Source organism: Actinoallomurus vinaceus, assembly GCF_039542055.1.
Classification (GTDB): domain Bacteria; phylum Actinomycetota; class Actinomycetes; order Streptosporangiales; family Streptosporangiaceae; genus Actinoallomurus; species Actinoallomurus vinaceus.
In genome coordinates this window covers 1-24,589 of the sequence record NZ_BAABHK010000020.1, presented here as the reverse complement: position 1 = coordinate 24,589, position 24,589 = coordinate 1, and the positions used below count along the sequence as shown (strand labels likewise).

General features: G+C 70.5%; 24 protein-coding genes, 1 tRNA gene and 2 pseudogenes. 12 read left to right on the top strand and 15 right to left on the bottom strand.

All coding sequences use genetic code 11. From position 1 onward, the window contains the following. Window positions 1-59 precede the first annotated feature (59 nt). Window positions 60-1,013: a GlxA family transcriptional regulator gene (locus tag ABEA24_RS45165; RefSeq protein WP_345440597.1), complete on the top strand. Its 954-nt coding sequence runs from the start codon at window positions 60-62 to the stop codon at window positions 1,011-1,013. On the opposite strand, the gene ABEA24_RS45160 is transcribed toward ABEA24_RS45165, so the two are convergent. The 3 genes from ABEA24_RS45160 to ABEA24_RS45150 all read right to left on the bottom strand — a co-directional run bounded on the left by ABEA24_RS45160 (window position 974) and on the right by ABEA24_RS45150 (window position 4,036). Then, complete coding sequence (locus ABEA24_RS45160; protein WP_345440594.1) at window positions 974-2,173, bottom strand: FAD-dependent monooxygenase; 1,200 nt, start codon at window positions 2,171-2,173, stop codon at window positions 974-976. The two genes, ABEA24_RS45165 and ABEA24_RS45160, sit on opposite strands and share 40 nt — an antisense overlap. 145 nt (window positions 2,174-2,318) lie before the next feature. Further along, on the bottom strand, window positions 2,319-3,125 hold the full coding sequence (locus ABEA24_RS45155; RefSeq protein ID WP_345440592.1) for a MauE/DoxX family redox-associated membrane protein: 807 nt from the start codon (window positions 3,123-3,125) through the stop codon (window positions 2,319-2,321). Beyond that, window positions 3,122-4,036, bottom strand: coding sequence for a hypothetical protein (locus tag ABEA24_RS45150; protein WP_345440589.1), 915 nt, complete (start codon window positions 4,034-4,036; stop codon window positions 3,122-3,124). The genes ABEA24_RS45155 and ABEA24_RS45150 overlap by 4 nt, the downstream gene beginning before the upstream one ends. 282 nt (window positions 4,037-4,318) lie before the next feature. Between ABEA24_RS45150 and ABEA24_RS45145 the strand changes: the two genes are divergently transcribed. The 5 genes from ABEA24_RS45145 (at window position 4,319) to ABEA24_RS45125 (ending at window position 8,036) form a co-directional block, all read left to right on the top strand. Continuing rightward, complete coding sequence (locus tag ABEA24_RS45145; RefSeq protein ID WP_345440586.1) at window positions 4,319-4,822, top strand: SigE family RNA polymerase sigma factor; 504 nt, start codon at window positions 4,319-4,321, stop codon at window positions 4,820-4,822. Between the two features lie 95 nt (window positions 4,823-4,917). Continuing rightward, window positions 4,918-6,534 carry a fatty acid--CoA ligase gene (locus ABEA24_RS45140; RefSeq protein WP_345440583.1) on the top strand — a complete coding sequence of 539 codons (1,617 nt, stop codon included), beginning with the start codon at window positions 4,918-4,920 and terminating at the stop codon, window positions 6,532-6,534. Window positions 6,535-6,677: 143 nt separating this feature from the next. Further along, a tRNA-Ser gene (locus ABEA24_RS45135) sits at window positions 6,678-6,767 on the top strand. A 553-nt stretch (window positions 6,768-7,320) separates the two neighbouring features. Next, window positions 7,321-7,455, top strand: coding sequence for a hypothetical protein (locus ABEA24_RS45130; protein WP_345440580.1), 135 nt, complete (start codon window positions 7,321-7,323; stop codon window positions 7,453-7,455). 14 nt (window positions 7,456-7,469) lie between these two features. Then, on the top strand, window positions 7,470-8,036 hold the full coding sequence (locus ABEA24_RS45125; RefSeq protein ID WP_345440577.1) for a hypothetical protein: 567 nt from the start codon (window positions 7,470-7,472) through the stop codon (window positions 8,034-8,036). 706 nt (window positions 8,037-8,742) lie between these two features. Here the strand turns inward: ABEA24_RS45125 and ABEA24_RS45120 are convergent. Beyond that, window positions 8,743-8,940, bottom strand: coding sequence for a hypothetical protein (locus tag ABEA24_RS45120; protein ID WP_345440574.1), 198 nt, complete (start codon window positions 8,938-8,940; stop codon window positions 8,743-8,745). A 297-nt stretch (window positions 8,941-9,237) separates the two neighbouring features. On the opposite strand from ABEA24_RS45120, the gene ABEA24_RS45115 reads away from it, so the two are divergent. After that, window positions 9,238-10,038, top strand: coding sequence for a hypothetical protein (locus ABEA24_RS45115; RefSeq protein ID WP_345440571.1), 801 nt, complete (start codon window positions 9,238-9,240; stop codon window positions 10,036-10,038). A 355-nt stretch (window positions 10,039-10,393) separates the two neighbouring features. Here the strand turns inward: ABEA24_RS45115 and ABEA24_RS45110 are convergent, their stop codons facing one another. The 4 genes from ABEA24_RS45110 to ABEA24_RS45095 form a co-directional block, all read right to left on the bottom strand. Further along, complete coding sequence (locus tag ABEA24_RS45110) at window positions 10,394-10,756, bottom strand: SH3 domain-containing protein (RefSeq protein WP_345440568.1); 363 nt, start codon at window positions 10,754-10,756, stop codon at window positions 10,394-10,396. Between the two features lie 316 nt (window positions 10,757-11,072). Continuing rightward, complete coding sequence (locus ABEA24_RS45105; protein ID WP_345440565.1) at window positions 11,073-11,540, bottom strand: RICIN domain-containing protein; 468 nt, start codon at window positions 11,538-11,540, stop codon at window positions 11,073-11,075. Window positions 11,541-11,722: 182 nt separating this feature from the next. After that, the gene (locus ABEA24_RS45100) at window positions 11,723-12,022 is read right to left on the bottom strand and encodes a hypothetical protein (RefSeq protein WP_345440562.1); all 300 of its coding nucleotides are present in this window, start codon (window positions 12,020-12,022) and stop codon (window positions 11,723-11,725) included. Between the two features lie 126 nt (window positions 12,023-12,148). Then, entirely contained in the window at window positions 12,149-13,174 is a 1,026-nt protein-coding gene (locus ABEA24_RS45095; protein WP_345440560.1) for a CHRD domain-containing protein, read from the bottom strand. A 157-nt stretch (window positions 13,175-13,331) separates the two neighbouring features. Between ABEA24_RS45095 and ABEA24_RS45090 the strand changes: the two genes are divergently transcribed. After that, window positions 13,332-13,799, top strand: a complete 468-nt coding sequence (locus ABEA24_RS45090; RefSeq protein ID WP_345440557.1) for a COG4315 family predicted lipoprotein — start codon at window positions 13,332-13,334, stop codon at window positions 13,797-13,799. A 103-nt stretch (window positions 13,800-13,902) separates the two neighbouring features. Here the strand turns inward: ABEA24_RS45090 and ABEA24_RS45085 are convergent, their stop codons facing one another. The 4 genes from ABEA24_RS45085 to ABEA24_RS45070 all read right to left on the bottom strand — a co-directional run bounded on the left by ABEA24_RS45085 (window position 13,903) and on the right by ABEA24_RS45070 (window position 17,449). Continuing rightward, window positions 13,903-14,595: an anti-sigma factor family protein gene (locus ABEA24_RS45085; RefSeq protein WP_345440554.1), complete on the bottom strand. Its 693-nt coding sequence runs from the start codon at window positions 14,593-14,595 to the stop codon at window positions 13,903-13,905. A 241-nt stretch (window positions 14,596-14,836) separates the two neighbouring features. Then, window positions 14,837-15,571: an anti-sigma factor family protein gene (locus ABEA24_RS45080; protein WP_345440551.1), complete on the bottom strand. Its 735-nt coding sequence runs from the start codon at window positions 15,569-15,571 to the stop codon at window positions 14,837-14,839. Further along, window positions 15,568-16,206 (bottom strand): sigma-70 family RNA polymerase sigma factor, encoded by a 639-nt coding sequence (locus ABEA24_RS45075; RefSeq protein WP_425551313.1) that lies wholly within the window; start codon window positions 16,204-16,206, stop codon window positions 15,568-15,570. Before ABEA24_RS45075 ends, ABEA24_RS45080 begins: the two co-directional genes overlap by 4 nt. Before the next feature lie 280 nt (window positions 16,207-16,486). Continuing rightward, window positions 16,487-17,449 carry an aldo/keto reductase gene (locus ABEA24_RS45070; protein WP_345440548.1) on the bottom strand — a complete coding sequence of 321 codons (963 nt, stop codon included), beginning with the start codon at window positions 17,447-17,449 and terminating at the stop codon, window positions 16,487-16,489. Between the two features lie 92 nt (window positions 17,450-17,541). Between ABEA24_RS45070 and ABEA24_RS45065 the strand changes: the two genes are divergently transcribed. Continuing rightward, on the top strand, window positions 17,542-18,474 hold the full coding sequence (locus ABEA24_RS45065; protein ID WP_345440546.1) for a class I SAM-dependent methyltransferase: 933 nt from the start codon (window positions 17,542-17,544) through the stop codon (window positions 18,472-18,474). A 31-nt stretch (window positions 18,475-18,505) separates the two neighbouring features. Then, window positions 18,506-19,018, top strand: coding sequence for a mycothiol transferase (locus ABEA24_RS45060; RefSeq protein ID WP_345440544.1), 513 nt, complete (start codon window positions 18,506-18,508; stop codon window positions 19,016-19,018). Window positions 19,019-19,080: 62 nt separating this feature from the next. Here the strand turns inward: ABEA24_RS45060 and ABEA24_RS45055 are convergent, their stop codons facing one another. Together ABEA24_RS45055 and add are read right to left on the bottom strand one after the other, a co-directional pair. Then, window positions 19,081-20,472 (bottom strand): glycoside hydrolase family 28 protein, encoded by a 1,392-nt coding sequence (locus ABEA24_RS45055; RefSeq protein ID WP_345440541.1) that lies wholly within the window; start codon window positions 20,470-20,472, stop codon window positions 19,081-19,083. Window positions 20,473-20,809: 337 nt separating this feature from the next. Then, window positions 20,810-21,814 (bottom strand): adenosine deaminase, encoded by a 1,005-nt coding sequence (gene add, locus ABEA24_RS45050; protein WP_345440538.1) that lies wholly within the window; start codon window positions 21,812-21,814, stop codon window positions 20,810-20,812. A gap of 572 nt (window positions 21,815-22,386) precedes the next feature. On the opposite strand from add, the gene ABEA24_RS45045 reads away from it, so the two are divergent. Together ABEA24_RS45045 and ABEA24_RS53870 are read left to right on the top strand one after the other, a co-directional pair. Beyond that, complete coding sequence (locus ABEA24_RS45045; protein ID WP_345440535.1) at window positions 22,387-23,217, top strand: hypothetical protein; 831 nt, start codon at window positions 22,387-22,389, stop codon at window positions 23,215-23,217. Window positions 23,218-23,492: 275 nt separating this feature from the next. After that, a pseudogene (locus ABEA24_RS53870) lies at window positions 23,493-24,041 on the top strand (C40 family peptidase); the annotation flags it as partial. A gap of 56 nt (window positions 24,042-24,097) precedes the next feature. Here the strand turns inward: ABEA24_RS53870 and ABEA24_RS45040 are convergent. Then, window positions 24,098-24,589, bottom strand: a pseudogene (locus tag ABEA24_RS45040) (hypothetical protein); the annotation flags it as partial.

The window sequence follows — 24,589 nt, the reverse complement described above, 5'->3', positions numbered from 1 at the left end:
CTCGCCGACGGCGGACGGCCACGAGTGGCAGAAATGTCGACGTGCGGTACTTTTCTGCCATGCGTACCGTCGGCGTCGTCCTGTGCGAGGGCATCCGCCCCTTCGACTACGGCGTGATCACCGAGGTGTGGGGCGTCCCCCGGCCCGCGTGCCCGGGCTTCGAGCTGTGGCGCTGCGGCGAGGCGCCCGTCGCCCTCCAGCACGGCGTGACCATCGCCCCCGACCGGCCCCTGAACGCGCTCACCGAGTGCGATCTCGTCGTGGTCCCCGGCCGCGTCGACGCCCTCGCCCCGGTGTCCGACGCGGTCCTCGAAGCGCTGCGCGCCGCCCACGAGGCGGGGGTGCCGATCGCGTCGCTGTGCGCCGGGGCGTTCGTGCTCGGCGCGGCCGGCCTGCTCGACGGCCGCCGCGCGGTCACCCACTGGGCGCTCACCGACGCGCTCGCCGAGCGGTACCCGGCCGCCCGCGTGCAGCCCGACGTGCTGTTCGCCGAGGACGGCGGCATCTGGACCTCGGCGGGCACCGCCGCCGGCATCGACCTGTGCCTCCACCTCGTACGCCAGGCCTGCGGCGCCGCCGTCGCGAACTCCATCGCCCGGCGCATGGTCACCGCCGCGCACCGGGAGGGCGGCCAGGCGCAGTTCGTCGAGCACCCGGTCCCCGTCGCGGCCACCGCCCAGTCCGCCGTCGCCGACACCCTCGAATGGGCACGCCACCACCTGGCCGAGCCGCTGTCCGTCGCCGACCTGGCGCGGCGGTCCGGCACCGCCCCCCGGACGTTCGCCCGCCACTTCACGCAGCTGACCGGCACGACGCCCGCGCACTGGCTGATCCGGCAGCGGGTCGCCGAGGCGCAGCGACTGCTGGAGACCACCGACCTGGCGGTGGAGCAGGTGGCGGCGCGGACCGGGTTCGGCACCGCCACCATGCTCCGCCGCCACTTCGCGCGCGTCGTCGGCGTCCCGCCCACGAGCTACCGCCGGACGTTCGCCGGGTCGTCGCCGAACCCGTAGTCCTTGAGCGTGATGCCGTTGACGACCTCGTTCAGGCGCTCGAGACCCTCCTCGTACCCCTGGATCTCCGCCTGCGGGTCACCCGCGGCCTGCTCCTCCATCTGCTTCCGGTTGACCAGCGCGAGGGCCTGGTTCTTCTCGACGAAGTCGCGGAGCTCCCCCTCGTACGCCGCGAACGCGGCCCGGTGGTCGCCGTCGACCGCCGCGAGCTCGCCCGCCAGGACGTACGCGCCGATGAGGGCCATGCTCGTGCCCTGCCCGGTCAGCGGCGACCCGCAGTAGCCCGCGTCGCCGAGCAGCACGACGCGCCCGCGCGACCAGTGGTCCATGCGGACCTGGGACATGGAGTCGAAATGGAAGTCGGGCGCGTCCCACATGTACTTCAGCGCCGTCGGGAACACCCAGACGTCACCGACACGCTCGGCCAGGAGCCGCTTCTGCGCCTCGACGTCCCGGAAGTCGTAGTCGATCGGCTCGTCCGTCTCGAAGCCGACGTAGACCCGGACCTCCGCGTTGCCCCGCGCGCTCATGATGCCGCCGCCGACGCTCTCCGCCATGCAGAACGTCTGCCAGCGGTCGAGGTTCAGGAAGTTCGGCGCGGTGTACACCGCGAGGTACGTCCCGAGGTAGCGGAGGAACTCCGACTCCGGGCCGAACACCAGCCGGCGGACGTTGGAGTGCAACCCGTCGGCGCCGACGACCAGGTCGTACGAGCGTGTGAGACCGCTCTCGAACGTGACGTGCACCGCGTCCTCGTCCTGGGCGACCGCGGCGATCGAGTCGTCGAACAGGTACTCCACCCGGTCCCCCACCGCCTCGCGCAGCAGCGTGATCAGGTCGTCGCGCATGACCTCGACGTCCGGGCTGTCGAGGTCTCCGCCGCTGAAGGTCCGCTCGGTGCTGGAGTAGATCTCGTTCCCCGCCGCGTCGACGGCCGACGCGCCGCGCATGTCGGTCCCCCGCCGACGCAGGCCGGGCAGGATCCCCATCCGCTCGGCGGTGGTGAGCGCCGGGCCGCGCACGTCGATCGCCTGCCCGCCGGGCCGGGGCTCAGGCGACCGTTCGACCACGGTCACGTCGAAGCCGACGCGGTCCAGCCAGTACGCCTGCGCCAGGCCGGCGATGCCGGCACCGGAGATGAGAACGCTCGTGTTCCGCATGAGATAACCCCCTGTGGGCCGATTCGGATCGGCGCGGTGTCCCCCGCGCCGATCCGAATGTCCCCCACGCCGCGCACCATCGGCTGACAGCGCGCCAACGGTGGCCGGCGCGCCGCGTCAGCGATCGCTCAGCGGGGTCTCAGCCTCAGACGGAGCTGTGCACCCGCTGCGGACCGGAGTCGTCGTCCTGCCGCTCCCAGCCCGGATCCCACGCGACCCCCGCGCGTACGGCCGACGGCCGGCCGTCGACCGGGACGGCGAACACGACCTCCACGGACCGCCCGTCCACCTCGGCCGGGTAGACGAGGTAGCGGTGGCACAGCTCGCGCCACACGTCGCTGGGTTCCGTCGAGGTCAGGGACGCCGCGTGCGCCCGCCAGGCGGTGCTGGGCCGCAACGCGGCGTACGTCGCCTCGAGGGGGACGTCGCGGAGCTCGCAGGGGACCGGATGGCGGATTCGCGCGACGGCGGCCACCACCTCGGGGGACAGGGCCAGGAACACCATGCAGTCGACGGCGAACAGGGCCAGGGATCGGTCCCCGGCCGTGCCGAGGATCGCCGCGCCGGTCCCCGGGACGCCGGCCGACACGACCGCCATCGCCGTCAGCACCGCCGCCCGGATCACACCGAGGCGCCCCACAGGCGTCGTACCGAGACGGCCGAAACAGCCGCACGCCTCCTCGGATCCACGCCGGACCAGATCGGCCACCACCGCCGTCGCGGTCGCGAAGAACACGACACCCGCCAACCGGACCACGAGCAGCGGAGTCGTCAGCAGCAGTGTCCCGAGCACCACCTCGGCGGCCGCCACGGTCAGCGTGAAGGCCTCTCCCCGGTACCGCCCCATGACCGGGACGCGGCCGTCCCCGCGAGGGAGCGCCTTCATGGCGCCCGCGACCAGGAGGACGACGGCCAGGAACGGGATCTGCACCTCGCGGAAGAGCTCGGTCATGGGCGGTCCACTCGTACCGTGACGTTGAAGCATCCGGCGTCCAGGTCACCGCCCAGATCGACGAACGCGCTCCTGGACAGTTCGACGACCCGGCCGCGCGGGGAGGTCCCGCACCGCACACAGCGGTCGCAGAAGCGCGCGGCCATGCAGCCGCACTCGATGATCGGCACGCGTGCCTCCTGGCCGGTGCACTCGTTGCGGACCCACAGCTCGCTGCCCAGCGAGAGGTACGGCAGCCGCACGCCCGGACCGGCGCCGCAACCGCCGCCGTGGCCGTGCGGGTCGAGGGCCGGGTACGCCGCGCCGCGCCCGCCGTCGGGGTCCTCGAACCAGGTCGCCGTGCCGCGCAGGACCCACGGGGTCGTCCGGCGCGGCGGCGGGGCGACGGCGTGCGGGGCCGGCTGGGGAGACGAGCGCAGGGGCCGGAGCCCGAGGATCTCCCGGCCCCGCCGGATGCCGATCACGTCGAAGAGCGCCCCCGGCTCGAGCCGCGGATGGCGCACCTGCACCCGGCGCAGGGCGTCGTCCGGAACCGTGACGGTCAGCTGCCCGCGGTGCGGTCCGGCGTCCACGTCGAAGCGATTCCCGACGCGTCCGGTGATGACACCCGTGACCCGTGCGACGTCGACCCAGATGCGCTCCGCGGCCAGGCCGCCCGCATCCGTCGGACGCACCACCGCGCGACGCCCAGGGCGCAACTCCGCGAGCTCGGCCTTGCCGTCGTACCAGATCGAGGTCGTGGCCGACATCGGCAGCCGCACTTCGGAGCCGTCGGCCCTGGCCAGCACGATGACGTGCGGGCTGGCGTCCACGATCACACCCTCGATGGCACGCCGGGGCCAGGAATCGTCGTCGAGACGGTGCGGCGGATCGCTGAACACCACCTGCCGGAGCCGGCGTCGGCGGTGCATTAAATCGCGTGATGGCAGCATGGGGGAAGCTCCGAACATCGATGAAACGCTCATGGCCGTGCGACGGGAAGTCGCACGTCAAGCCTTACCCGGCGCGTTCCTTCTGTCGACTCCTTTGTCCAAACCGGCCAAAAGATGCCGAGAGGTATACGTGATGTTTTTTCACGATTACTGCGCGCGTGGTTGGCCGAAACATGAGGTACGAGTTGATCCGTAATTACGATCTTCGTGCGATCGTCGGCATGGTGTCGATAAGAACGCACCGATCTGCCGGGCGGTGAAGTGGGCGCAACATCGCACGATGAGTTCCGCGACTTCGTCGCGGCGCGACGCCCCACGCTCCTGCGCGCCGCCCTCCTCCTCACCGCCGACCGTACCGAGGCAGAGGACCTCCTGCAGGCCGCCCTGGCCAAGACCTACCTCGCCTGGGACCGGATTAAGGACCGTACCGCCCTCGACGGCTACGTCCGCCGGGCGATGGTGAACATCAACATCTCCTGGTGGCGACGGCGCCGGCTGGAGGAGTACCCGACGGACGAGATGCCCGACACGCCCGTCGCCGACCACACTGACCGCAGCGAACTGCGCGACGTGCTCGAACGCCTGCTGGACCGCCTGCCCGCCCGCCAGCGCGCGTACATCAGGCTGCGCTACTACGACGACCTCACCGAGGCCGAGATCGCCCACGCGCTCGGCGTCAGCGTCGGGACCGTCAAGAGCACCGTCTCACGGGCGATGGCCAAGCTCCGCGAGGACGCCGACGAGGAGTTCGCCGCCCTCGACTGAGGTGAGATTCGGCGTACTCGACGGGCCCGGGGTGCTGACAACGGCCGACGTAGGGGGCCAGAATCCGGGTCACACCCCCGAGCGTGGAGGCCGCCGTGTGGAGCACGATGCAGGACCATCCGCTGACCATCTCCTCGATCATGCGATACGGCACCCAGGTGTTCGGCGACGCGGAGGTCGGCACCTTCATCGGTGACGGCATGCGGCGCACCTCGTACGCCGAACTCGGGCGCCGCGCCGCCCGCCTCGCGAACGCCCTGCGCCGCCTCGGCGTCGACGCCGACCAGCGGGTCGCCACCTTCCAGTGGAACAACACCGAGCACCTCGAGGCGTACCTCGCCGTCCCGTCGATGGGCGCGGTCCTGCACACGCTCAACATCCGGCTCGCCGCCGACCAGGTCGTCTACATCGCCGACCACGCCGAGGACGACGTCGTCATCGTGGACGGCACGCTCGTCCCCCTCCTGGCCAAGATGCTGTCGCGGATGAACACCGTGCGGCACGTGATCGTCGTCGGCGACGCCGACCTGGCCCCGCTGGAGGCCGCCGGCAAGGAACTCCACTCGTACGAGGCGCTGCTCGCCGCCGAACCCGACACGTTCGACTGGCCGGAGATCGACGAACGCCAGGCCGCCGCCATGTGCTACACCAGCGGCACCACCGGCAACCCCAAGGGCGTCGTCTACTCCCACCGAACCGCCTACCTCCACTCGATGGCCGCGTGCACCGGCAACGCCTTCGCGCTGTCCAGCGCGGACCGGGTCCTCCCCGTCGTGCCGATGTTCCATGCCAACGCCTGGGGCCTCCCGTACGCCGCCCTCATGGCCGGCGCGTCCCTCGTCATGCCCGACCGGTTCCTGCAGGCCGAGCCCCTCGTCCGCCTCATCGAGGACGAGCGCCCGACGGTCTCCGGAGCGGTGCCGACGATCTGGAACGAGGTCCTCCGCCACGCCCAGGAGACCGACGCCGACCTCAGCTCCCTCCGCCTCGTACCGTGCGGCGGATCGGCCGTCCCCGAGTCGCTGATGCGCGCGTTCGACGACCTCGGCGTCCGGATCGTGCAGGCGTGGGGGATGACCGAGACCTCGCCCCTCGCCTCGGTGGCGCACCCGCCGCCCGCCTGCCCCGACCCCTGGCGCTACCGCGCCACCCAGGGCCGCATCATCAGCGGCCTCGAGGTCCGCGTCGTCGGCGACGGCGACACGGTCCTGCCCTCCGACGGCACCTCCGTCGGCGAGATCGAGATCCGCGGGCCCTGGATCACCGGGTCGTACTACAAGGACGAGGACCCCACGAAGTTCCACGACGGCTGGCTGCGCACCGGCGACGTCGGCACCGTCTCCCCCGACGGCTACCTCGTCCTCACCGACCGCGCCAAGGACGTCATCAAGTCCGGCGGCGAGTGGATCTCCTCGGTGGAGCTGGAGAACCACCTCATGGGTCACCCCGACGTGATCGAGGCCGCCGTCATCGGCGTCCCCGACCCCAAGTGGCAGGAACGCCCGCTCGCCTCGGTCGTCCTCCGCGAGGGCGCCACCGCCTCCGTCGGCGACCTCCGCACGTTCCTCGCCGACCGCGTGCCGAAGTGGCAGGTCCCCGAGCGCTGGTCCTTCATCGCCTCCGTCCCGAAGACCTCGGTCGGCAAGTTCTCCAAGCGCACCCTCCGCCAGATGTACGCCGACGGCGCCCTGGAGGTGGTCGAAGCCGAGTAGGTGCCAGGCCATGATCGCCGAGACCTTCTGGTGTCAGAGCCCCGGAAACCCTCGGCGGGAGGCCCGTACGGCGGGGCGCGGCCAATCGCTTTGCCGGTAGGGGCTGATGCCCGGTACTCTGTGTGCGGCCTGTTGGCCACCGAGGAGGCTTCGCCTAGTCAGGTCTATGGCGCCGCACTGCTAATGCGGTTTGGGTTTACCGCCCATCCGGGGTTCAAATCCCCGAGCCTCCGCCCCATGATCAAGGGCCTTCCCCAGTCGATGCTGGGGAAGGCCCTTGATCGTTTCTGGGGCTTGAACGGCCCCAGTTGCCGTTGCGAGCCGGATCGCGCGGCCGAGCCCCAGCACTGAGGGCCCGGAGCGGCGATGCTCCGGGCCCTCGGCGGGTGTGACCGGGTCAGGCGGAGAGCCGACCTCGTACGGTCGTCAGATCCGGTGGGTCACTCAGGGGCAGATCTTCCTCGACTTCGTGCCCGCGTGCTCCCAGCGGAGGATGCCGTCGACGTAGGTGGGCATCCACTTCTCGACGGTCGGCGAACGACCCGGCGTGCTCGGCTTGCCGGCGTCGCGCGGCGCTGTGCCGTCCTGTGCTTGCGGCCCTTGGCGGTGACGTCGGCCTGTGTCTTCGCGCTGACATGGCGTCGGTCCGGGCTCCCGTCGTTCTTGATGCACTGGTGACGCGGCCATGCCAGCGGCCATCGCCGGTGGGGCCTTTGCCGTGAGCGGGCCCGGTGACCGGGTCGGGCTCCTCCCTGTCAGTACGACGACACCGACGAGGAGTTCCTCATGGGTGAGTACAGCCGCAGCCTGCCCTACGATCTGATGACCTTCGAGGAGCGCGACCAGGTCGACGCCGAGCGCACCGACGCGATCCGAGAGACCGTGTCCATCCTGCCCGCGCGGCCCGGTACCCGACGCTAAGGAGCCCCCCAACCGTGAAGATCATCGACCGCGTCAAGGCGTACATCCAACAGAACAAGCAGAACCGCGATGACAAGAGGCTCGCGGTGTCCACGACCCACGAGGCGCCGGAGCCGGCGACCGAGTCGGCCACGGAGCCGGCCACGGAGTCGGCGACCGAGCCGATCACGGAGTCGGCGACCGAGCCGGCCACGGAGCCGGCCACGGAGCTGGCGACCGAGCCGGCCACGGAGCCGGCCACGGAGCTGGCGACCGAGCCGGCCACGGAGCCGGCCACGGAGCTGGCGACCGAGCCGATCACGGAGTCGGCCACCGAGCCGATCACGGAGTCGGCCACGGAGCCGGCCACGGAGCCGGCCACGGAGCCGGCCACGGAGCCGGCGACCGAGCCGGCCACCGAGTCGGCCACCGAGCCGATCACGGAGTCGGCCACCGAGCCGGCCACCGAGCCGGCCACGGAGTCGGCTACCGAGTCGGCCACGGAGCCCGCCGCGTGCCCGCGCTGCGGCGCGACCGGCGAGGCGCCCTGCACGACCCCGTCCGGCAAAGCCACGAAGACCCACAAGGGGCGCGAGCAATGAGCAGCGGTGCTGCAGACTCCCGGACGGATCCGCGGGTCGACGCTGTGCGTGTGACGCACTCGTCGAACACGCAGGTCGACCACGTCCGGGTCCGCGGCCATCTGGAAGGGAATGAGTAGGCCCAGACGGTCTCTGCGAGACACGTAGGTGGTCCCAGAACTGGTCTCATTTGTGGCCGAGATCAAATAACAGTCGTTGATGTACGCCAAGGTCCGCCGACGTTTCGAGATACGCCTGCTCACCTGTGCAGATGCAGACGTCGACGGACCTTGGCGATGAACGGCGAAAGATCGTTGGACTAACTGCTAATGCGGTTTGGGTTTACCGCCCATCCGGGGTTCAAATCCCCGAGCCTCCGCCCAATGATCAGGGCCTTCCTCCGTCGATGACGAAGGAAGGCCCTTGATCGTCTCTGGGGCCCGAACGATCCCCGTGGCAGTTCCGTTGCAGCACTTGCCCGCGGAACCCTGCGTCCGCTCGCCGGCATGCCCAGCGCCGAGGGTCCAGCGTGCGCCCTGACGCGGCGACGGCCACGGCCACCACTGCGCTTTGAGCACAGCCTGGGTCAGCTCATCCGGGTCTGCGGCCTCGACCAGCCGCCACCCGCCTGGAGGAGGGATCAGCGCCCACCACACGCCTGTTCGGCCGCCGAGCCAGAACACCAGTCCCGGAAACCGCCGGCGTAGAACCTCGACCGGATCGGGAGTCATGGCCGGTCGCCGGTGCCCCCGTCGCGGAGCTTCAGGTACTGGGCGATCTGAGACGCCGCTCCCGCCGGATCATCGACCGCGTGACGGGCATGGTCGTCACGCCGCCACACGTATGAGGTGCCTGATGGATCGACCTCGATCCACAGCTTCCGCGCGATGAGCGCGCCTCGGACCGACGGCCGGGCGCGCATCACTCATGCCCACCTTGACTCCGAGCTTGATGAGTTCGTGGCACAGCTCGATCAGCGCACTCAGGTTCTGATCGCGATTGACCTCGTTTGCCTCGCTCCCCAAAAGGCCGTCCGTTCGACTACTCGACGCTTTCCAAGATCGAGAACGGTGGCATCTTTCCCAGTGAGGTCATCGCCGGCCTGCTCGACGATGCATGAAGCGCTAAAGGCGCAATACGCGCGGTCTGGCCGCTGTTGGCGGAATTGCGTGGAGGTAACCTCGGGAGTGAAGCCCCCACCCGAGACCATGAGGATTCCGAAGTGGAGCGGCGCGCCGCGATCCAGATCCTGGCCGCGTTGGCGGCCGGGGCGACCCTTCCGCCTGACCTCGTCGAGACCCTGAGGGCGGGCCTCGGATCTCCGGTTCCCGAATCCGAACGACACTCCATCGATGCGTGGGAGCAGACGGCGTACGAGTACGCGTCCTTCCTGTGGCCGCTCCCGCCTGCCGAGATCATCGGAAATCTCGGTGCCGACCTCGCCGACCTGCGTGAGGCGATACAGCGAGCGTCGGACGACACGACGAGGCTCGGTCTGCATCGCATAAGTGCGCGGCTCGCCGCCGTCATGGCAATGGCGCTGCATGAGACCGGAGACTTCCTCGCCGCGTCTCGATGGTGGCGCACCGCACGCCGGGTGGCCGACGTGAGCGGTGACCGCGAGGTCGGGGCATGGATCTGCGGTCGTCAGGCGATGATGCTCGCCCAATCGATCGGCCTGACGGACAAGGCGCTCAAACTCGCCGACGAGGCCCGCCACCTTGCGGCCGGCCATCCGAACGCCGGTGCCGCCGAAGCGCAGGCGACTAGCGCGAAAGTGCTGGCCGGCCGCGATGCCACAGGGGCCCGCCGAACACTCGACGAACTGATGGAGACCTTCGCGCGGCTGCCCGAGGCGGTTTCGCAGGAGCACACCGCCATCTGGGGATGGCCCGAACGCCAACTCATGCAGAATCGCACCGCCGTACTCCTGGCCCTGGGCGACTCCTCCGCGCCGAGCTCACCGCCCTTCGTGATCGCACGGAGCCTCATCTGCTCCAAGGCCGGGCCGGCGTCGAACTGAAGATCAGCTGGTCCCTCATCAACGCGGGAGAGATCGACGAAGGTCTCACCCACGCCGTACGAACCCTTGGTGAGCTTCCTACCGCGCATCGGACCACCGGCGTGCTCCGTACCGCCGGCCGCGTTGTCGCCGCCATCCCGGATGACGCTCGTACAGTGCCCGCCGCGCGAGAACTTCGTGCTCTCGCGGGGCAGCCCACGAGCGGGCCGAAACCTTGACTGTCTTCCGACTACTCCGTTCCGGTGGCCCAGCGCCGCGACAGAGAGTTGCGATCGTGACCGGATCGCCACTGCGGCTCACGGCCGCTCTGGCCTCGTCACCGAGACCAGAGCTCACGATATCTATCGATTGATTACTACTTAAACTTGATGCAGTTGGTGGGAATCCAGCCCGTGCGCCCGCGGTACGTGACGTGATCCCAGTCGTGGGAGGTGCCTCCGCACGCCGTGTACTTGCCGCCCTTCGGGGTGAACCCGATCCAGCAGGCCTTCGTGTTCTTGTAGACGACACGCAGGGCCGTGGAGTTGGAACGGGGTGACTTGCGGAGGTTGATGTTTTGTTTCGCCGTAACGGAACTGCACTTCGAGGCTTGGGTCGTCTGCGCAACCTGGCGAGTCGTGGTGGTGGGCTGTTTCGCGAAAGCAGAGGTCGCGGTCCCCGCTCCAGCAAGGGCGAGGGCGGCAACAGCCGAAGCGACGAACAGCGATTTCTTTACCATAGTCGGAGTATAGGCATACTAGATGCCATATTTTGTTTCGCGACCTAAGGCGAACAATGTGTGATATGTATCACATGTGGATAGCGGGGTAATTTCAAGCCGCCCGTCTCGGGCATTTTCACGGCCGTGGCGGTGACGACGGTTCGCCTGCTGTGACCTTCGACGGGCAGCGGGTGATCGCCGCCCAGGCGTTGGTATTCCGCCCGGGCCGGAACACGCACGATTCCCGCGATGGCGTCGGCTGAGATGGAATCTGCCGGGCTCACCGCCAGGGCGGCGTCCGCTCGCCGTGACGCCGACGCGGATCACCGAGGCGTCACTTGAGGTACCAGATCTGGTACCTGCCCTGGTTCTTCGTGTGGGTGTACACCGCGCCCTTGGCGTTGCCGTCCAGGTAGAGGTTGGTCGCCCAGTCGAGCCAGTTGGCGGGGAGGGTAGGGAGCCAGTACTGGTAGTTCCCGCCATTGCACGGAAGGGTGTAGACGTTGCCTGCCTTGTTGCTGTCGAGGCAGCGGCCAGTCGCGACGTTCTTGACGTACCAGGCGGTCCGGATGCGGTCCATCTTGTGGGACGTCAACTTCCACTTCTGGTAGTTCCCACCGTTGCAGGGTCGGGAGTAGACCTTGCCCGCCTTGTTGCCGTCGAGGCAGCGGCCCGTGGCGTCCTGGACGATCCGGTGCGGGCCGACCGTCTGTGCCGAAGCACCGGTCGCCGTGGCGGTGACGACCCCCACCGAGGACAAGAGCACGAAAGCGCCGGCCGTCGAGGAAATCCTGATGCGCATCGGATCCCGTCTCCCTTGCCTCGCGGGGAAGTCGATCTTCTCGCCGCGGTCAACGTAACCCGCGCAGACGATCTTGATGGAGAGCGCTCCGGATGAACATTCGGCGAACGCGGCCGGCCCTGCGAACATGCGCGAGCGCCCAGAGGGCCTCCCCCCGGGCGCTCGGCGGTGCCTCGATGTGATCAGTGGCAGTAGTGGTCCAGCGCATGCACGATGCGGTCTGCCCGCACCCGCGCCGGCCCCTGCCAGTGCACCCGTTCGGCGACGATGCGTCGCCGCACTATCCGCCAGCTGTCCGACTTGGTGGGCTTCCTGACCGCGGAGAGCCACTTTTTGCCCTCGACGGTCCACTGTCGACACTTGGTCGTCTGGGTGGAAACGGTCTCCTTTGCGACTGCGGCGTTCGCGGGGGAGAGCGTTGCGGTGCTCAGTGCGGCGGTCAGCAGCAGGCCGCCCACGACCGTCGCCCTTCGTCTCGACATCGGCTTCCGTTCCGTCGTAGTTCTGATGATCTTCGGCAGGCTAGGGGCCGGCAGGGCCAGCTGCAAGATCACGCGCGAGAGCGCCCGGAGGGTCTTCCTCCGGGCGCTGGGCGGATCAGAGGTTCGTCAGGAGAAGAGCTGGCCGCGCACGGCGCCGCCGGGGAACTCGGTGCTGTGCAGGTTGGCGTAGAACCCGGACGGGTTGGAGCGGATCTCGCCGACCACGGCCGGGTCGATCCCGGTGGCGGTGCCGGAGATCGCGAACACGGTGCTGGGAACCGGCGTGGTGAACAGCGGGACGACGACCGGGCCGTTGGCGCCGAACGCGCCCTTGTGGATGTGGCCGAGGGTCGGGTTGACCCCGAGCCAGGCGAAGGAGTAACCGACCCGGTTGCCCTGCGGCCGGATGAACGCGACGGCGCGCCCGTCGGGGTCGCCGACCTTCGGGCCGCCCGCGACCGGCACCTCCTGGTCGCCCGCGAGGAAGGCGCGTGCTCCGCCGCCCTGGAGCAGCGACAGCAGGTCGGCGGAGCGGTTCAGGGGCGTGAGCTGCCCGCGTACGGCGCCGCCCGGGAACTCCTTGCTGTGCAGGTTCAGGTAGAAGCCCGACGGGTTGGTGCGGAGACCGTCCGCGACGGCCGGGTCGGTGACGGTGACGGCGCCGGCCGCGGCGTCAGCGGTGTCCGGCATCGGGCTCGTGAACAGGGGGACCTTGACGTCACCGTTCACCCCGGCGACGCCCTGATGGATGTGGCCGAGCGTCGGCGCGCCGATGTTCTTCCAGCTGAAGGCGAAGGTGATCCGGTCGCCCTGGACCCGTACGACGCCGGTCGCGCTGCCGTCCGGGTCGCCGACGGCCGGCTTTCCGGCCACCGGGACCTCGTTGCGCCCCGACAGCCGGGCGGCCAGGAACACCGGCTTCTGACGGGCCCGCGCGATCGCGGCGTTCAGATCCGGTTGATCGTCCGGGGCGCTGCTCGGCGCCGCGCTCGGCATGTTCATGCCTGGCATCCCCGGCATGGAGTGCCCGGGCGTCTGGGCGGACGGGGAGCCGTACGGGGCGGGGCTTGTGGTGTCGGCCCGGGCGGCGGTGGTGCCGAGCGCGCCGAGGGCGAGGGCCATGGCCGGGACGGTGACGGTACGAATACGCATTTTTTCCACTCTCCGTTCGCTGATTCGCCCGGGAGTACGGCGGCCATCGATCGTCCGGTTCAACGAAGAATAATTTTTTTCGCGTTGAACCCCCACGCCGCCACGTGCGTACCGCATGCCGACACGCAGATCTCGGCTACGTCAGGGAGCAGTTCTCATGCGCGCACGATTCGTCGTCCTCGGTACCGCACTCGTCCTCGGCCTCGCCGCGTGCGGCGGCGGTGGAACCGAAAGCAAGCACCACGCCGCCGCCGCCTCGGGCGATTCGGCGGCGAGCGTCAAGATAAGCCAGTCCAGTCTCGGACCGATTCTTACCGACCGGGAAGGGCGGACCTTGTACGCGTTCGCCAGGGACAAGAACGGCGGCAGCAGCTGCAGCGCGGACTGCATCGCCACCTGGCCGGCGCTGACGAGCCGGAGCACGGTGACCGCCGTGAGCGGCGCGAACAGCACGCTCCTCGGCCAGACCCGCCGCGCGGAGGGCACGACGCAGGCCACGTACGGCGACTGGCCGCTCTATTACTACGCCGGGGACATGAACGCCGGAGACGTCGACGGGCAGGGCGTGGACGGTGTCTGGTTCGCCGTCGGCGCCAACGGAAAGCTGGTCAAGACCGCGCAATAGCGGACAGGCCTGATCCGGGCGTGGATACACATCACTCGATCGCTGCGAAAAGCCGGGTACATCGCCCGGCTTTTTCGCGTTCCCTGCGATAGGCGTCGTTCGGTCAGACCGGTATGCGCAAGAGCGTCCCGCCATTTTCGATCAGCACGTCGAAACGGATGATCTGCGAACGCTGTGCGGCGGTTCCGCCGTGCACCTGAAGATGCGCCGGGGCGCCCGGAACGCCATATCCCTTCGGCGGGACCGCCCATTCGGTCACCACACTTCGCTGCCCGGAGCGCGTCACGGCCACCAGCCGGCAGGTCAGCGGCCCCCGGACGCCGGCCAGGTCCAGCGCCACCCGCGTACCCCACGGCCGGCCGTCGGTCGCGACCGTCCCGCTCGCGTGGGTGACCGGATCGGTCGCGGAGTGGCGTTCGCCACTGGCCAGTAGATCCGCCGCCGGACTGCCGTGATCGTGCGTCGGCGCCGCCGGATTCCTGAGGGCCGCGCCGATGGTGACACCGCCCGCGACGATGGCCGCTCCCGCGGCCACCCCGATGAGCAGAGTTCCGCGCCGACGGCGGCGCGCGGCCTGGCGCCGACGGCTCAGCAGGTCGACGACGCCCTCCGGTGACGCACCGGGCGCGCGGTCGATCGGGGCGACCTCCGTGAGCAGGGTCCGCATGCCGGCGAAGCTCTCGACCTCCGAGGCACAGGACGCGCACCCGGCGAGATGCTCCTCGAACGCGCGGCGATCGTTCTCCTCGAGGAGGCCGAGCACGTACGCGCCGACGTCGGTGTGCTCGACGCTCATCTGGCCACCCCCGTCCGCGCGGCACGGCGCCGCCTCGACGCCCGGAGCACATCATCGACCCTGCCCCTCACCGTATCCGTGGATCGGCCGGGCACCCAGCGCCCATCACCGGCGAAGGGCACCCCGTCTCGGTCTCCGGCGGAGGGCTCCCCGTCTCGGTCTCCGGCGGAGGGCTCCCCGTCTCGGTCTCCGGCGGAGGGCTCCCCGTCTCGGTCACAGGCGGAGGGCTCCCGGGGGTCGGTCACAGGCGAAGGGTGAGCAGCGTCCGACCGTCGTCCGCGACCACGTCGAAGCGGGCGAGGTCGGCGCGGGCGACGGCGGTGCCCCCGTGGACCCGCAGGTGTTCTGGGGCGCCGGGGACGCCGTAGCCTCGCGGCGGAACGGCCCACTCCGTCACCGCATGACGGTTCCCGGTGCGCGTCACGGCCACGAGCCGGCAGGTCAGCGGGCCGCGGACGCCGGCCAGGTCGAGTGCGACGTTGGTGCCCCACTTCTTGTTCTCCGTCGCGACCGTCCCCTTCACTCCGGTCCTGGCGTCGACGGCCGAGTGGGTCTCGCCCGACGCGAGCAGGTCGGCCGCCAGGTTCTGGTGGTCGTGGGCCATCTGCTGGTGAACGTGCTCGGCGGTCCGGCCCTGGCCGGTGGTGACTGCGCCGACGGTGGCGCCACCCGCGACCAGCGCGATCGCGGCAGCGGCACCGAGTGCGGCCGTCCGCCGATGGCGGCGCCGCTGGGCAGTCCGGCGATGACGCATCATCTCGACCAGGCGGCCGTCAGCTTCACCACCGCCTTCCTCACGGTCATCGTCGGCCGGATCGGCCTCGCGCAGCAGCGTGGCCAGGCCGCCGAGGTCGCGCAGCTCCTCCGAGCACAGGGCGCAGTGCGCCAGATGAGCGTCGAAGGCGCGCCGGTCGTCCTCCTCGAGCAGGCCGAGGGCGTAGGCGGCGACGTCGGTGTGCCGGATGTCGGCGGTCATGCCTGCAGCCCCCTCTCCTCCAACGCCAGCTTGAGCGCCCGCAAGGCGTAGTACGTACGTGACTTGACCGTCCCGACCGGGATGCCGAGAACCTCGGCAGCCTCGTTCACGCTGCGGTCCCGCAGGATGGTCTCGGTCAGGATCTCCCGGTGGGCCGGTGACAGGGCCTTGAGCGCCTCGCTCACGACCACCGATCGCAGCAGCTCCTCCATCCCGTCACCGACCTGCAGCGTCTCCAGCGGTCCCTCCCCCGCCTCACTCGGCCGCGCCGCCTTGCGACGCCTGTCGTCGATGACGACCCGGCGCGCGACCGTCGCCAGCCACGGCATCAGCGAGTCGCCGTCCACGTCGAGCCGGTCGATCGAGTTCCAGGCGCGGATCATCGTCTCCTGGACCACGTCCTCGGCCCACGAGCGATCGCCGCCGACCAGCCGGAGCACGAAGGACAGCAGCGGGCGGTGGTACGCGCGGTAGAGCTCGGCGATGACGAGGTCGTCGTCCGGGTCCGTGACCGGCCTGGCCCGCCGGGTCCAGGCCCGCAGCCCACGTGGGCGGGTGGTCTCTCCGGTCGCGCGGAGCGTCGGCGCCGGGTCATCGGGGATCGGGCGCGGGGAGGGCGGAGTCTGCTGGCGCATCGTCGAATCTCCCCGTCACGGACCGTACGGCCCGGCGGCGCACGGCCCGCACAGTTGCCCCGGCTCCCGGACCAGGGGCGGCCGGGACGACCCCGGCCGCCCCGCCCCCGACGGTTCGGCCCCTGCCCGACCGGCCCATGGCCGTATCACTCCTGCCTGTACGGCCATGGGCCGTCGAGTCATGGCGAATTCCTGCCTTCCGGGTCCGCTGTCGGCAGGAGGTACGCGCGCGGGCCCCGGCAGGGTTCAACCGATTCGGCTCGAACCTACGGGGAGAGGATCAGCGGCCGGTGATCTCGTCGAGGGTCTCGAGATCGCCCTGCTCCGGCGTCCAGTTTCCGGCCTCGACGTTGGCCCGGACCTGGTCGGGAGACGTGGCGCCGGCGATCACCGAGGCCACGGCGGGCTGGGCGGCGAGACCGCCGATGGCGACCTGGAGCATCGACAGGCCGCGCTGGTCGGCGAAGTCGCGGATCGCCTCGATGGTGTCCCAGTCCGCGTCGGCGTGGATCGAAGGCCTGGCGTTGATCCGCGTACCGGCCGGGGGCTGCTCGTCCCGCCGGTACTTCCCGGTGAGCAGGCCGTGCTCGAGTGGGAAGAAGGGCAGGATGCCGACGCCGTACGCCTGGCAGGCCGGGAGCAGCTCGGCCTCGGGGTCGCGGTGCAGCAGGTTGTAGTAGTTCTGCGCGCTGATGAACCGCGCTCCGCCCCCGGCGCGGGCGGTGTACTCGGCCTCCACGACCTGCCAGCCGGCGAAGTTCGAGGAGCCGATGTAGCGGACCTTGCCCTCACGGACGAGCTCGTCGAGGGCGGCGAGCGTCTCCTCGATCGGGGTCACGCCGTCCGGCGCGTGGTACTGGTACAGGTCGATGTGGTCGGTGCTGAGCCGCCGCAGCGACGCCTCGACCGCCTTACGGATGTAGCGGCGGGAGCCGCGCGCGCCGAAGTCGGGGCCGTTGGCGCCGCGCATGTCCATGCCGAACTTCGTCGCGACGATCACGTCGTCGCGGCGGCCCGCGAGGCAGCGGCCGAGGATCTCCTCGGACAGGCCGGGTTCACCGCCGTAGATGTCCGCCACGTCGAACAGGGTGATCCCGGCGTCGAGCGCGGCGTCGATGACCTCCTGGCTGCCTTCGACGGTCTGCGTACGGGTTTTGGGCCGGCCGAGGTTGTTACAGCCGAGACCGACGACGGAGACCATGAGACCGGAGTCGCCCAGCGGGCGGAAAGCCATATCGGACATGCTCGTGAGCCTAAACGAGCGCTTCGCCACCGGACGTGGTGGCGTGCCGCGCCCGGGTGTCGAAAGCGGAGGTCGACCGGCATCATCGACCCATGGAACAGGAGGACGGATACCTGTTGGACAACCGGCGGGCCGAGGCCGGGGTCCGGTTCGACGCGCTGGCGGAGCTGTTCGACCCGTGGACGTTCCGCCACTTCGAAGACATCGGCGTGGCCCCGGGCTGGAGCTGCTGGGAGGTCGGGGCGGGCGGGCCGTCGGTGCCCCGGTGGCTGGCTCGCCGGGTCGGCGACCGTGGCCGGGTTCTGGCGACCGACATCGACGTCTCGTGGCTGCGGGAAGCGCCGGGAGGTCGGCCGGGGTGGGTTGGTCGGGAAAGGCCGGGAGGTCGGCCGGGGTGGGTTGGTCGGGAAAGGCCGGGAGGTCGGCCGGGGTGGGTTGGTCGGGAAAGGAACGACTCTGCCGTGGAGGTGCGTTCGCACGACGTCGCCCGCGACGAGCCGCCCGCGGAGACCTTCGACCTGGTCCACGCCCGCCTGGTCCTCGTCCACCTCCCCGACCGCGACCGGGTGCTGCGCTCGCTGGTCCGCAGCCTGCGCCCCGGCGGCGTGCTCCTCATCGAGGACGCCGACCCGGCGCTGCAACCACTCGCCTGCCCCGACGAGCACGACGCCCCTCAGCGACTGGCCAACCGGATCCGTACGGGCTTCCGCGCCCTGCTGGCCGCGCGCGGCGCCGACCTGGGCTACGGGCGCACGCTGCCCCGGCTGCTCCGAACGGCAGGCCTGGAGGACGTACGGGCCGACGCGTTCTTCCCGATGACCTCGCCCGCGTGCGGAGTGCTCGAGGCCGCCACCGTCAGACAGCTCCGCGACCCGCTCATCGCCCACGGCCACGCCACCGCGGAGGAGATCGACGCCCATCTCGCCGCCATCACCGCCGGTCACGTCGACCTCGCCACCGCGCCGATGATCTCCGCCTGGGGCCGCCGCCCGGACGGCCCGAGTCCCGGGCCGGAGGTCCGGTGAGTCCCGGATCATCCCGGGTAGGGTCGTCCTGGTGACGAGTGCGAATCTGCTCACCGACGCGTTCGGCCGGGTCCGGGACGCCGTGCACCGAGCCGTCGACGGTCTCGGCTCCGAGGAACTGGCCTTCCGCGTCGACCCCGGCGCGAACTCCATCGCCTGGCTGACGTGGCACCTTACCCGCATCCAGGACGACCACCTCGCGGACGCCGCTGGCACGCCGCAGCTGTGGACGTTCGAGGGCTGGGCCGAACGCTTCGGCCTGCCCTTCGACGTGTCGGACACGGGATACGGCCACACGTCCGCCGAGGTGGCGGCGGTCCGCGTCGAGTCGGCGGAGCTGCTGACGGGCTACCACGACGCCGTGTATCAGCGGACGGTCGCGTACGTCGGCTCCCTGACCGACGATGATCTCCCCCGGATCGTCGACCGCTCCTGGGACCCGCCGGTCACCCTGGGCGTACGGCTGGTCAGCGTCATCGCCGACGGTCTGCAACACGCCGGGCAGGCGGCCTTCGTCCGCGGCGTTCTGCTGCGGAGCGGCTGACCGGCGACCCACCATCCACCGGCTCGGGCCGCTGGACGGCGGCCATGAGCGGAAGAGACGGCTCAGCGGGTGGCCGGGACGCCGTTGACGGTCACGTGCCGGAAGCGGATGCGGGTGACGTTCGTCAGTTTGTCGACGGGGTCGTCGATGCCGGTGAAGGCGCTGTTCCGCACGGTCAGCCCGACGATCGGGGCCTCGCTCAGCCCGGTCATGTCGAAGACGACGGGCGCCTTGTCGCAGGTGGAGTTCGTGATGGTGAAGCCGCCGAACCGGGGCGTGTACGACCCGGTCTGGTTGTTGTACGTCGTGGTGGCGAACACGAACGACTTCTTCAGGTTCGTCGCCGTGAACCGGTCGAGGTTGACGTTGTGGGTGAAGCCGCCCCGGAGGGTGTTCGACTTCACGTACAGGGCGTAGCGGGTCTCGAGGGTGCAGTTGTGGGCGTAGACGTTGCGGATCCCGCCGGTCTGCTCGCTGCCGCAGGTGATCGCTCCCCATGGGCCGGAGAAGTGGCAGTCGTAGACGACGATGTTCTGCGACGGCACGTTGACGCGGCGGCCGTCGTCGTCGCGGCCCGACTTGATCGCGATGTTGTCGTCGTACGCGCCGAGGGTGCTGTTCCGGATGACAACGTGGTCGCAGGACTCCGGGTCGCAGCCGTCGGTCTGCGACTTGGTGGCGGCGGTGTCCACACCGTCGACGGTGACGTTCCGGCACAGCGTCGGATGCAGCTGCCAGAACCTCGAGTTGCGCAGCCGTACGCCTTGGATCAGCACGGTGTCGCACTCGTACGGCTCGACGAACGTCGATCGCATGAAGTGCCCCGAGCCGGGCACGACGCGCTCGCGGGCGGGCACGCCCTGCGCCACGAGCGTCTCCAGGTAGGCGCGGTCGGATCCGGTGTTCCAGGCACCGGTCGCGTCGGCGTCCAGGGTCCCGCTGCCGGTGAGCGCGATGTTCCGCTGGCGGTGGGCGTAGATCATCGGTGAGTGGTTCATGCACTCGATGCCCTCGTAGCGCGTGAGGACGATCGGGTACTTCGTCACGTCTCCGCTGAACCGCAGCGTCGAGCCGTCTTCCAGATGGAGGTCGACGTTGCTCTTCAGATGGATCGCACCGGTCAGCCAGGTGCCGGGCGGGACGATCACGTGGCCGCCGCCGGCCGCGTGGCAGGCGGCGATCGCCGCCGCGAACGCGGCCGTATTGTCCGTCGTGCCGTCGCCCACGGCCCCGTGGTCGGTGACGGGGAACCGCCGGGGCGGGAAGGCGGGCAGTCGCGTACGCGCGACGATGCGGTTCGCCTCCGGCCAGGGAAGGCGGCGCGGGAGGGGTCCGCCCGGGCGCGCCCCGGCTCCGCCGGGCGCTGCGGAGGCGGTGCCGCCGAAGAACACCGGGGATCCGGCGGCCAGTGTCGCGATCGCGAGGAATCGTCGCCTGCCGAGCTCGTCCGCCATCGCCCACTCCTCCGGGTCACGGAAAGATCGGATCTTTGTGCCTCGTGACGGTAAGAGCGACGGTCATCCGACGTCAACCCTGGCGCGGACCGAAGGCGCGGATGTGGGCCGGATCCGGTCACGCGCGAAGCCGAGAGCTCCGCTGATCACGGCGGGCATACATCGGATGTCGATCCGATGAGTTCAGCGCGGCACGGCCGTCCTACGGCGTCGCGGGCGGGGGGATCGTCCGGTGCTCGCGTCGCTCAGGGAGTGGGTGAGGACAGCCGCGTGTCGATCTCCCGGCCCGCCGTCGTACGGCGTCGCGGGCGGGGGGATCGTCCGGTGCTCGCGTCGCTCAGGGAGTGGGTGAGGACAGCCACGCGTCGATCTCGCGGCGCAGCCGGGACTTGGTCGCCTCCGGCGCGAACGAGGCGTCGACTCCCGCACGCGACAACGCGGCCAGTGCGGCGTCGTCGTACCCGAAGGCGTCCCGGATGCGGGCGTACTCGTCCGTGAGAGTCGTGCCGACGATGACCGGGATGTCGGTGTTGACGGTCACCGTCAGTCCGGCATCGCGTAGCCGGGGCAGCGGGTGGGCGGCGAACGAGGGAACCAGGCCGAGGGCGACGTTCGAGGACGGGCAGACCTCGAGCGCCAGTCCCCGGTCGCGTACCTCGGCGACGAGGTCGGGGTCGTCCAGGACGCGGATGCCGTGACCGAGCCGATCGGCCTGGCCGACGGTCATCGCCTCGCGGATGCTCGCCGGTCCGCCCATCTCGCCGGCGTGGTGCACGAGGCGCAGTCCGGCGTCCCGGGCCGCCGCGACGACCTCGGCGAAGGGGGCGAGGGAATGGGACTCGTCACCGGCCATGCCGACGCCGACGACCCCGTCCGCGGCGTGGCGGGCCGCCAGCTCGACGGTGCGCCGGGCGCGGTCCACCGAACGCCGCCGTGAGTGGTCCAGAATCACCCGGCACTCGATGCCGTACGCGGCCTGTCCCTCGGCGAGCCCGTCGAGGACGGCCTCCAGCGGCATCTCAGGCCGGCCCAGCCGCTCACCGTGCGCGGCCGCCGTGAAGGTGACCTCGGCATAGCGGGTCCCCTGTACCGCCTCGTCCGCGCAGAACTCCACCGCGATCCGCCGGAAGTCCTCCGGTCGGCGCAGGCAGTCGCGGACCGTCGTGCCGAGGTCGGCGAACTCCCGGAAGTCGCCGAACGCGACCGGGCCGCCGCCGTGCCGCGCCGGGACCGGGGCGGGGACGCCGTTGGCCTCCCCGATCTCCTGGAGCGTCGCCCATCGGACGGTGCTCTCCAGGTGGACATGGAGGTGGGCCTTCGGCAGGTGGGTCAGGTCGCGCACGCCGTGATCCTAGGGACAGGTCACCCGGCACGTCACCTCGATATCGGGGCATTCGACCGCGATCGGCGCGGTGCGAAAGGGCGGGCACTCGTGGCCATGGGTCATGACAACACCAAGGATTCGTGCGCGCTGGGGTCTTGGTCATTGCTGCCCGTTGACGTTCCCGGCCTGCGGCTGAGCCTGCGCCGGTCTCGTCATGGAAAAGCGCTTGGCCGAGCGGGTGACCCTTTTACGTGCCCATCCGCCGCGCACTGGCGGCAGGGAAAGGCGGTGTTAGCCTTTCGACCGGTCAGAAAAGGTCCACTTTCCGAGATCACCGGCCACCTGGAGGGTGCGTGAAGCGGCACGGCTCGTACGTGTGGACGATGTCCCGCGTCGCGACTTCGGAATGCCGCCCAAGCATCCCCTCTTCGCTTCCGAGGTCACGACGGGTGAATCTCGACAACATCCCGATCCGACGTGATCGTGCGATCCCGCCGCGCCCGCTGCTCGGCGAAAAGTCATTCGCAGCAGGATGACGGAGAAATCACCCCGCAACTTCACCGAAGAAAACAAACACCCTTGGGGGAACCATGCGTAAATGGACTGTTCGCGCCGCCCGCGCCGTCCTCGTCGGAGCCGCGTTCGCGGCCGTCGGCAGCGGCATCGCCAACGCCGACACCACGAGCGGCGACCACAGCCTCCTCGGCGGAAACCAGATCCCGGTGACCGTTCCCAACCTGCTGGCGGGCAACGCGGTCAACGTGCTCAGCCCGCACTCGAGCGCCTCGACGGGGAGCACGCAGCGCCTGCGCTACAGCTACCACCACCGCAGCAACACCATCCAGGCCACGTCGCTCGGCGGGTCGTCCCTCGGCAGCGACAACCAGGTCATCGCGCCGGTGACCGCGCCGATCATCATCTGCGGCAACGCGATCTCCGCCGAGGGTCTCGGCACCGCGACCTGCAAGGGCCACTCGTCCATCACGAGCGGCACCTCGTCCGCGCAGGCGTCCAGCGCCTGCAACGCCACGTGCGGGCAGACGTCCACCGCCTGCAACGCCACGTGCGGGCAGACGTCCAGCAGCTGCAACGCCGCGTGCGCGCCCGCAGCCCCGGCCGAGCCGCCCGCGCCGGTCTGCTCGCAGGCCTGCGCGCCGGCGATCCCGGCCCCCGCGAAGCCGGCGGCGCCCGTCTGCTCGCAGACGTGCCAGCAGGTCGGCGCGCCGGTCGCCTGCCAGGAGACCTGCGCCCAGCACTCGGCGCAGAGCACCGACATGGCCCGCAACCAGCTCCTCAGCAACAACCAGGCCATAATTCCGGTCACCGCGCCCATCATGATCTGCGGCAACTCGGGGGCCATCCGCGGCATCGCGGCCTCGTCCTGCGAGGGGGACGCGTCCTTCGCGAGGAACGCCTCCTGACCTGAAGCATCCCCGCCCGGCCGGTCCTCCGGCCGGGCGGTTTTCATTTCTCCGGACGGGTATTCGGCCCTCGATCGCTCGAATCGCCGGGCGGATCGGGTGCCTGTGTTTACTCGGATCTGGCACATTCGAATACCGGGACTGACCTTCCCTTTCAGTGGGCCGGTCGATATCCGGATGGCGAGCAATGCGCCGAAAAGGGTAATGGTACGCCTCCCTTCTTTTGGGGTATGTGCTGCTGCTGAGTAGCTCGCTCTCCATTTGGAGGATGGTGGATGAGGTCACCTGGTCACGAATATGCTTCGGTCGTAAAGCAGCGCGCCGGATCGGCGCGTCCCGCGTTACTGCGATATCCGGTCATCGGGGTGAGCGTGCTGCTCGCCTTTTGTGCGCCCGGCGAGGCGTCGGCCCGTACGGAGCGCGGATCCGTGGTGATGGCCGCCGCTCGGCCGTCGCACCGGCAACTGCGGATCGTGCACGCCTATGAGCGCTACCTGGCGCGGATCGCCGCTCAGCGGGCCGCCGCCCGAAGGGCCGTGCACTTCGCCTACCGGCAGATGGGCAAGCCCTACCGATGGGGCGGGGCTGGGCCGCGATCGTACGACTGCTCGGGCCTTTCCATGGCCGCATGGCGGAGAGGCGGGGTGGCCCTGCCGCACCGGGCCGACATCCAATACCACACGATCAGGCGCAAGGTGCCCATCAACCGTCTGCGCCCGGGCGACCTGATCTTCTTCTCCGGCGCCCGCCACGTCGGCATCTACGTCGGCCACGGCCGCTTCGTCCACGCCCCGCACACCGGGACCGTGATCCAGCGCGGCTCACTGAGGGGCTGGCGACGCCGGGCGTTCGCCGGCGCCGCCCGGCCGGGCGCTCCCGCCTATCGGGTCTGGCCTCGCTGGGTCCGGTCGCTCGCCCACCGGCCACGGAGACGGACCAGCGGGTCGGTGTCCGTTCCGACCCGGCCCGCGTCCGCGCCCGGCTCGGTGTCCGTTCCACGCCGTCCCGCCCAGGGGGTTCCGGAGCCGACGTCCGCCACCGCGGGCTCGGCGTCCATCCCTGCGGAGACGGCGTCTGGGCCTGCGACATCGGCGTCTTCCCCGGCGCCGCACCCGAGCACCGCATCCGCCGCACCGACGTCCGCTCCTACCGCGCCGACGTCCGCCCCGGCGGGGTCGGGGTCCGCGCCTGTCGGGTCGGGGTCCGCGCCTGTCGGGTCGGGGTCCGCGCCTGTGGGGTCGGGGTCTGCCCCGGCGCCGCACCCGAGCGCCGCATCCGCCGCGCCGGCGTCCGCTCCTACCGCGCCGACGTCGGCCCCGGCGGGGTAGGCGACCGTCCCGGCGTCGCACCCGAGCGCCGCATCCCGCGCGCC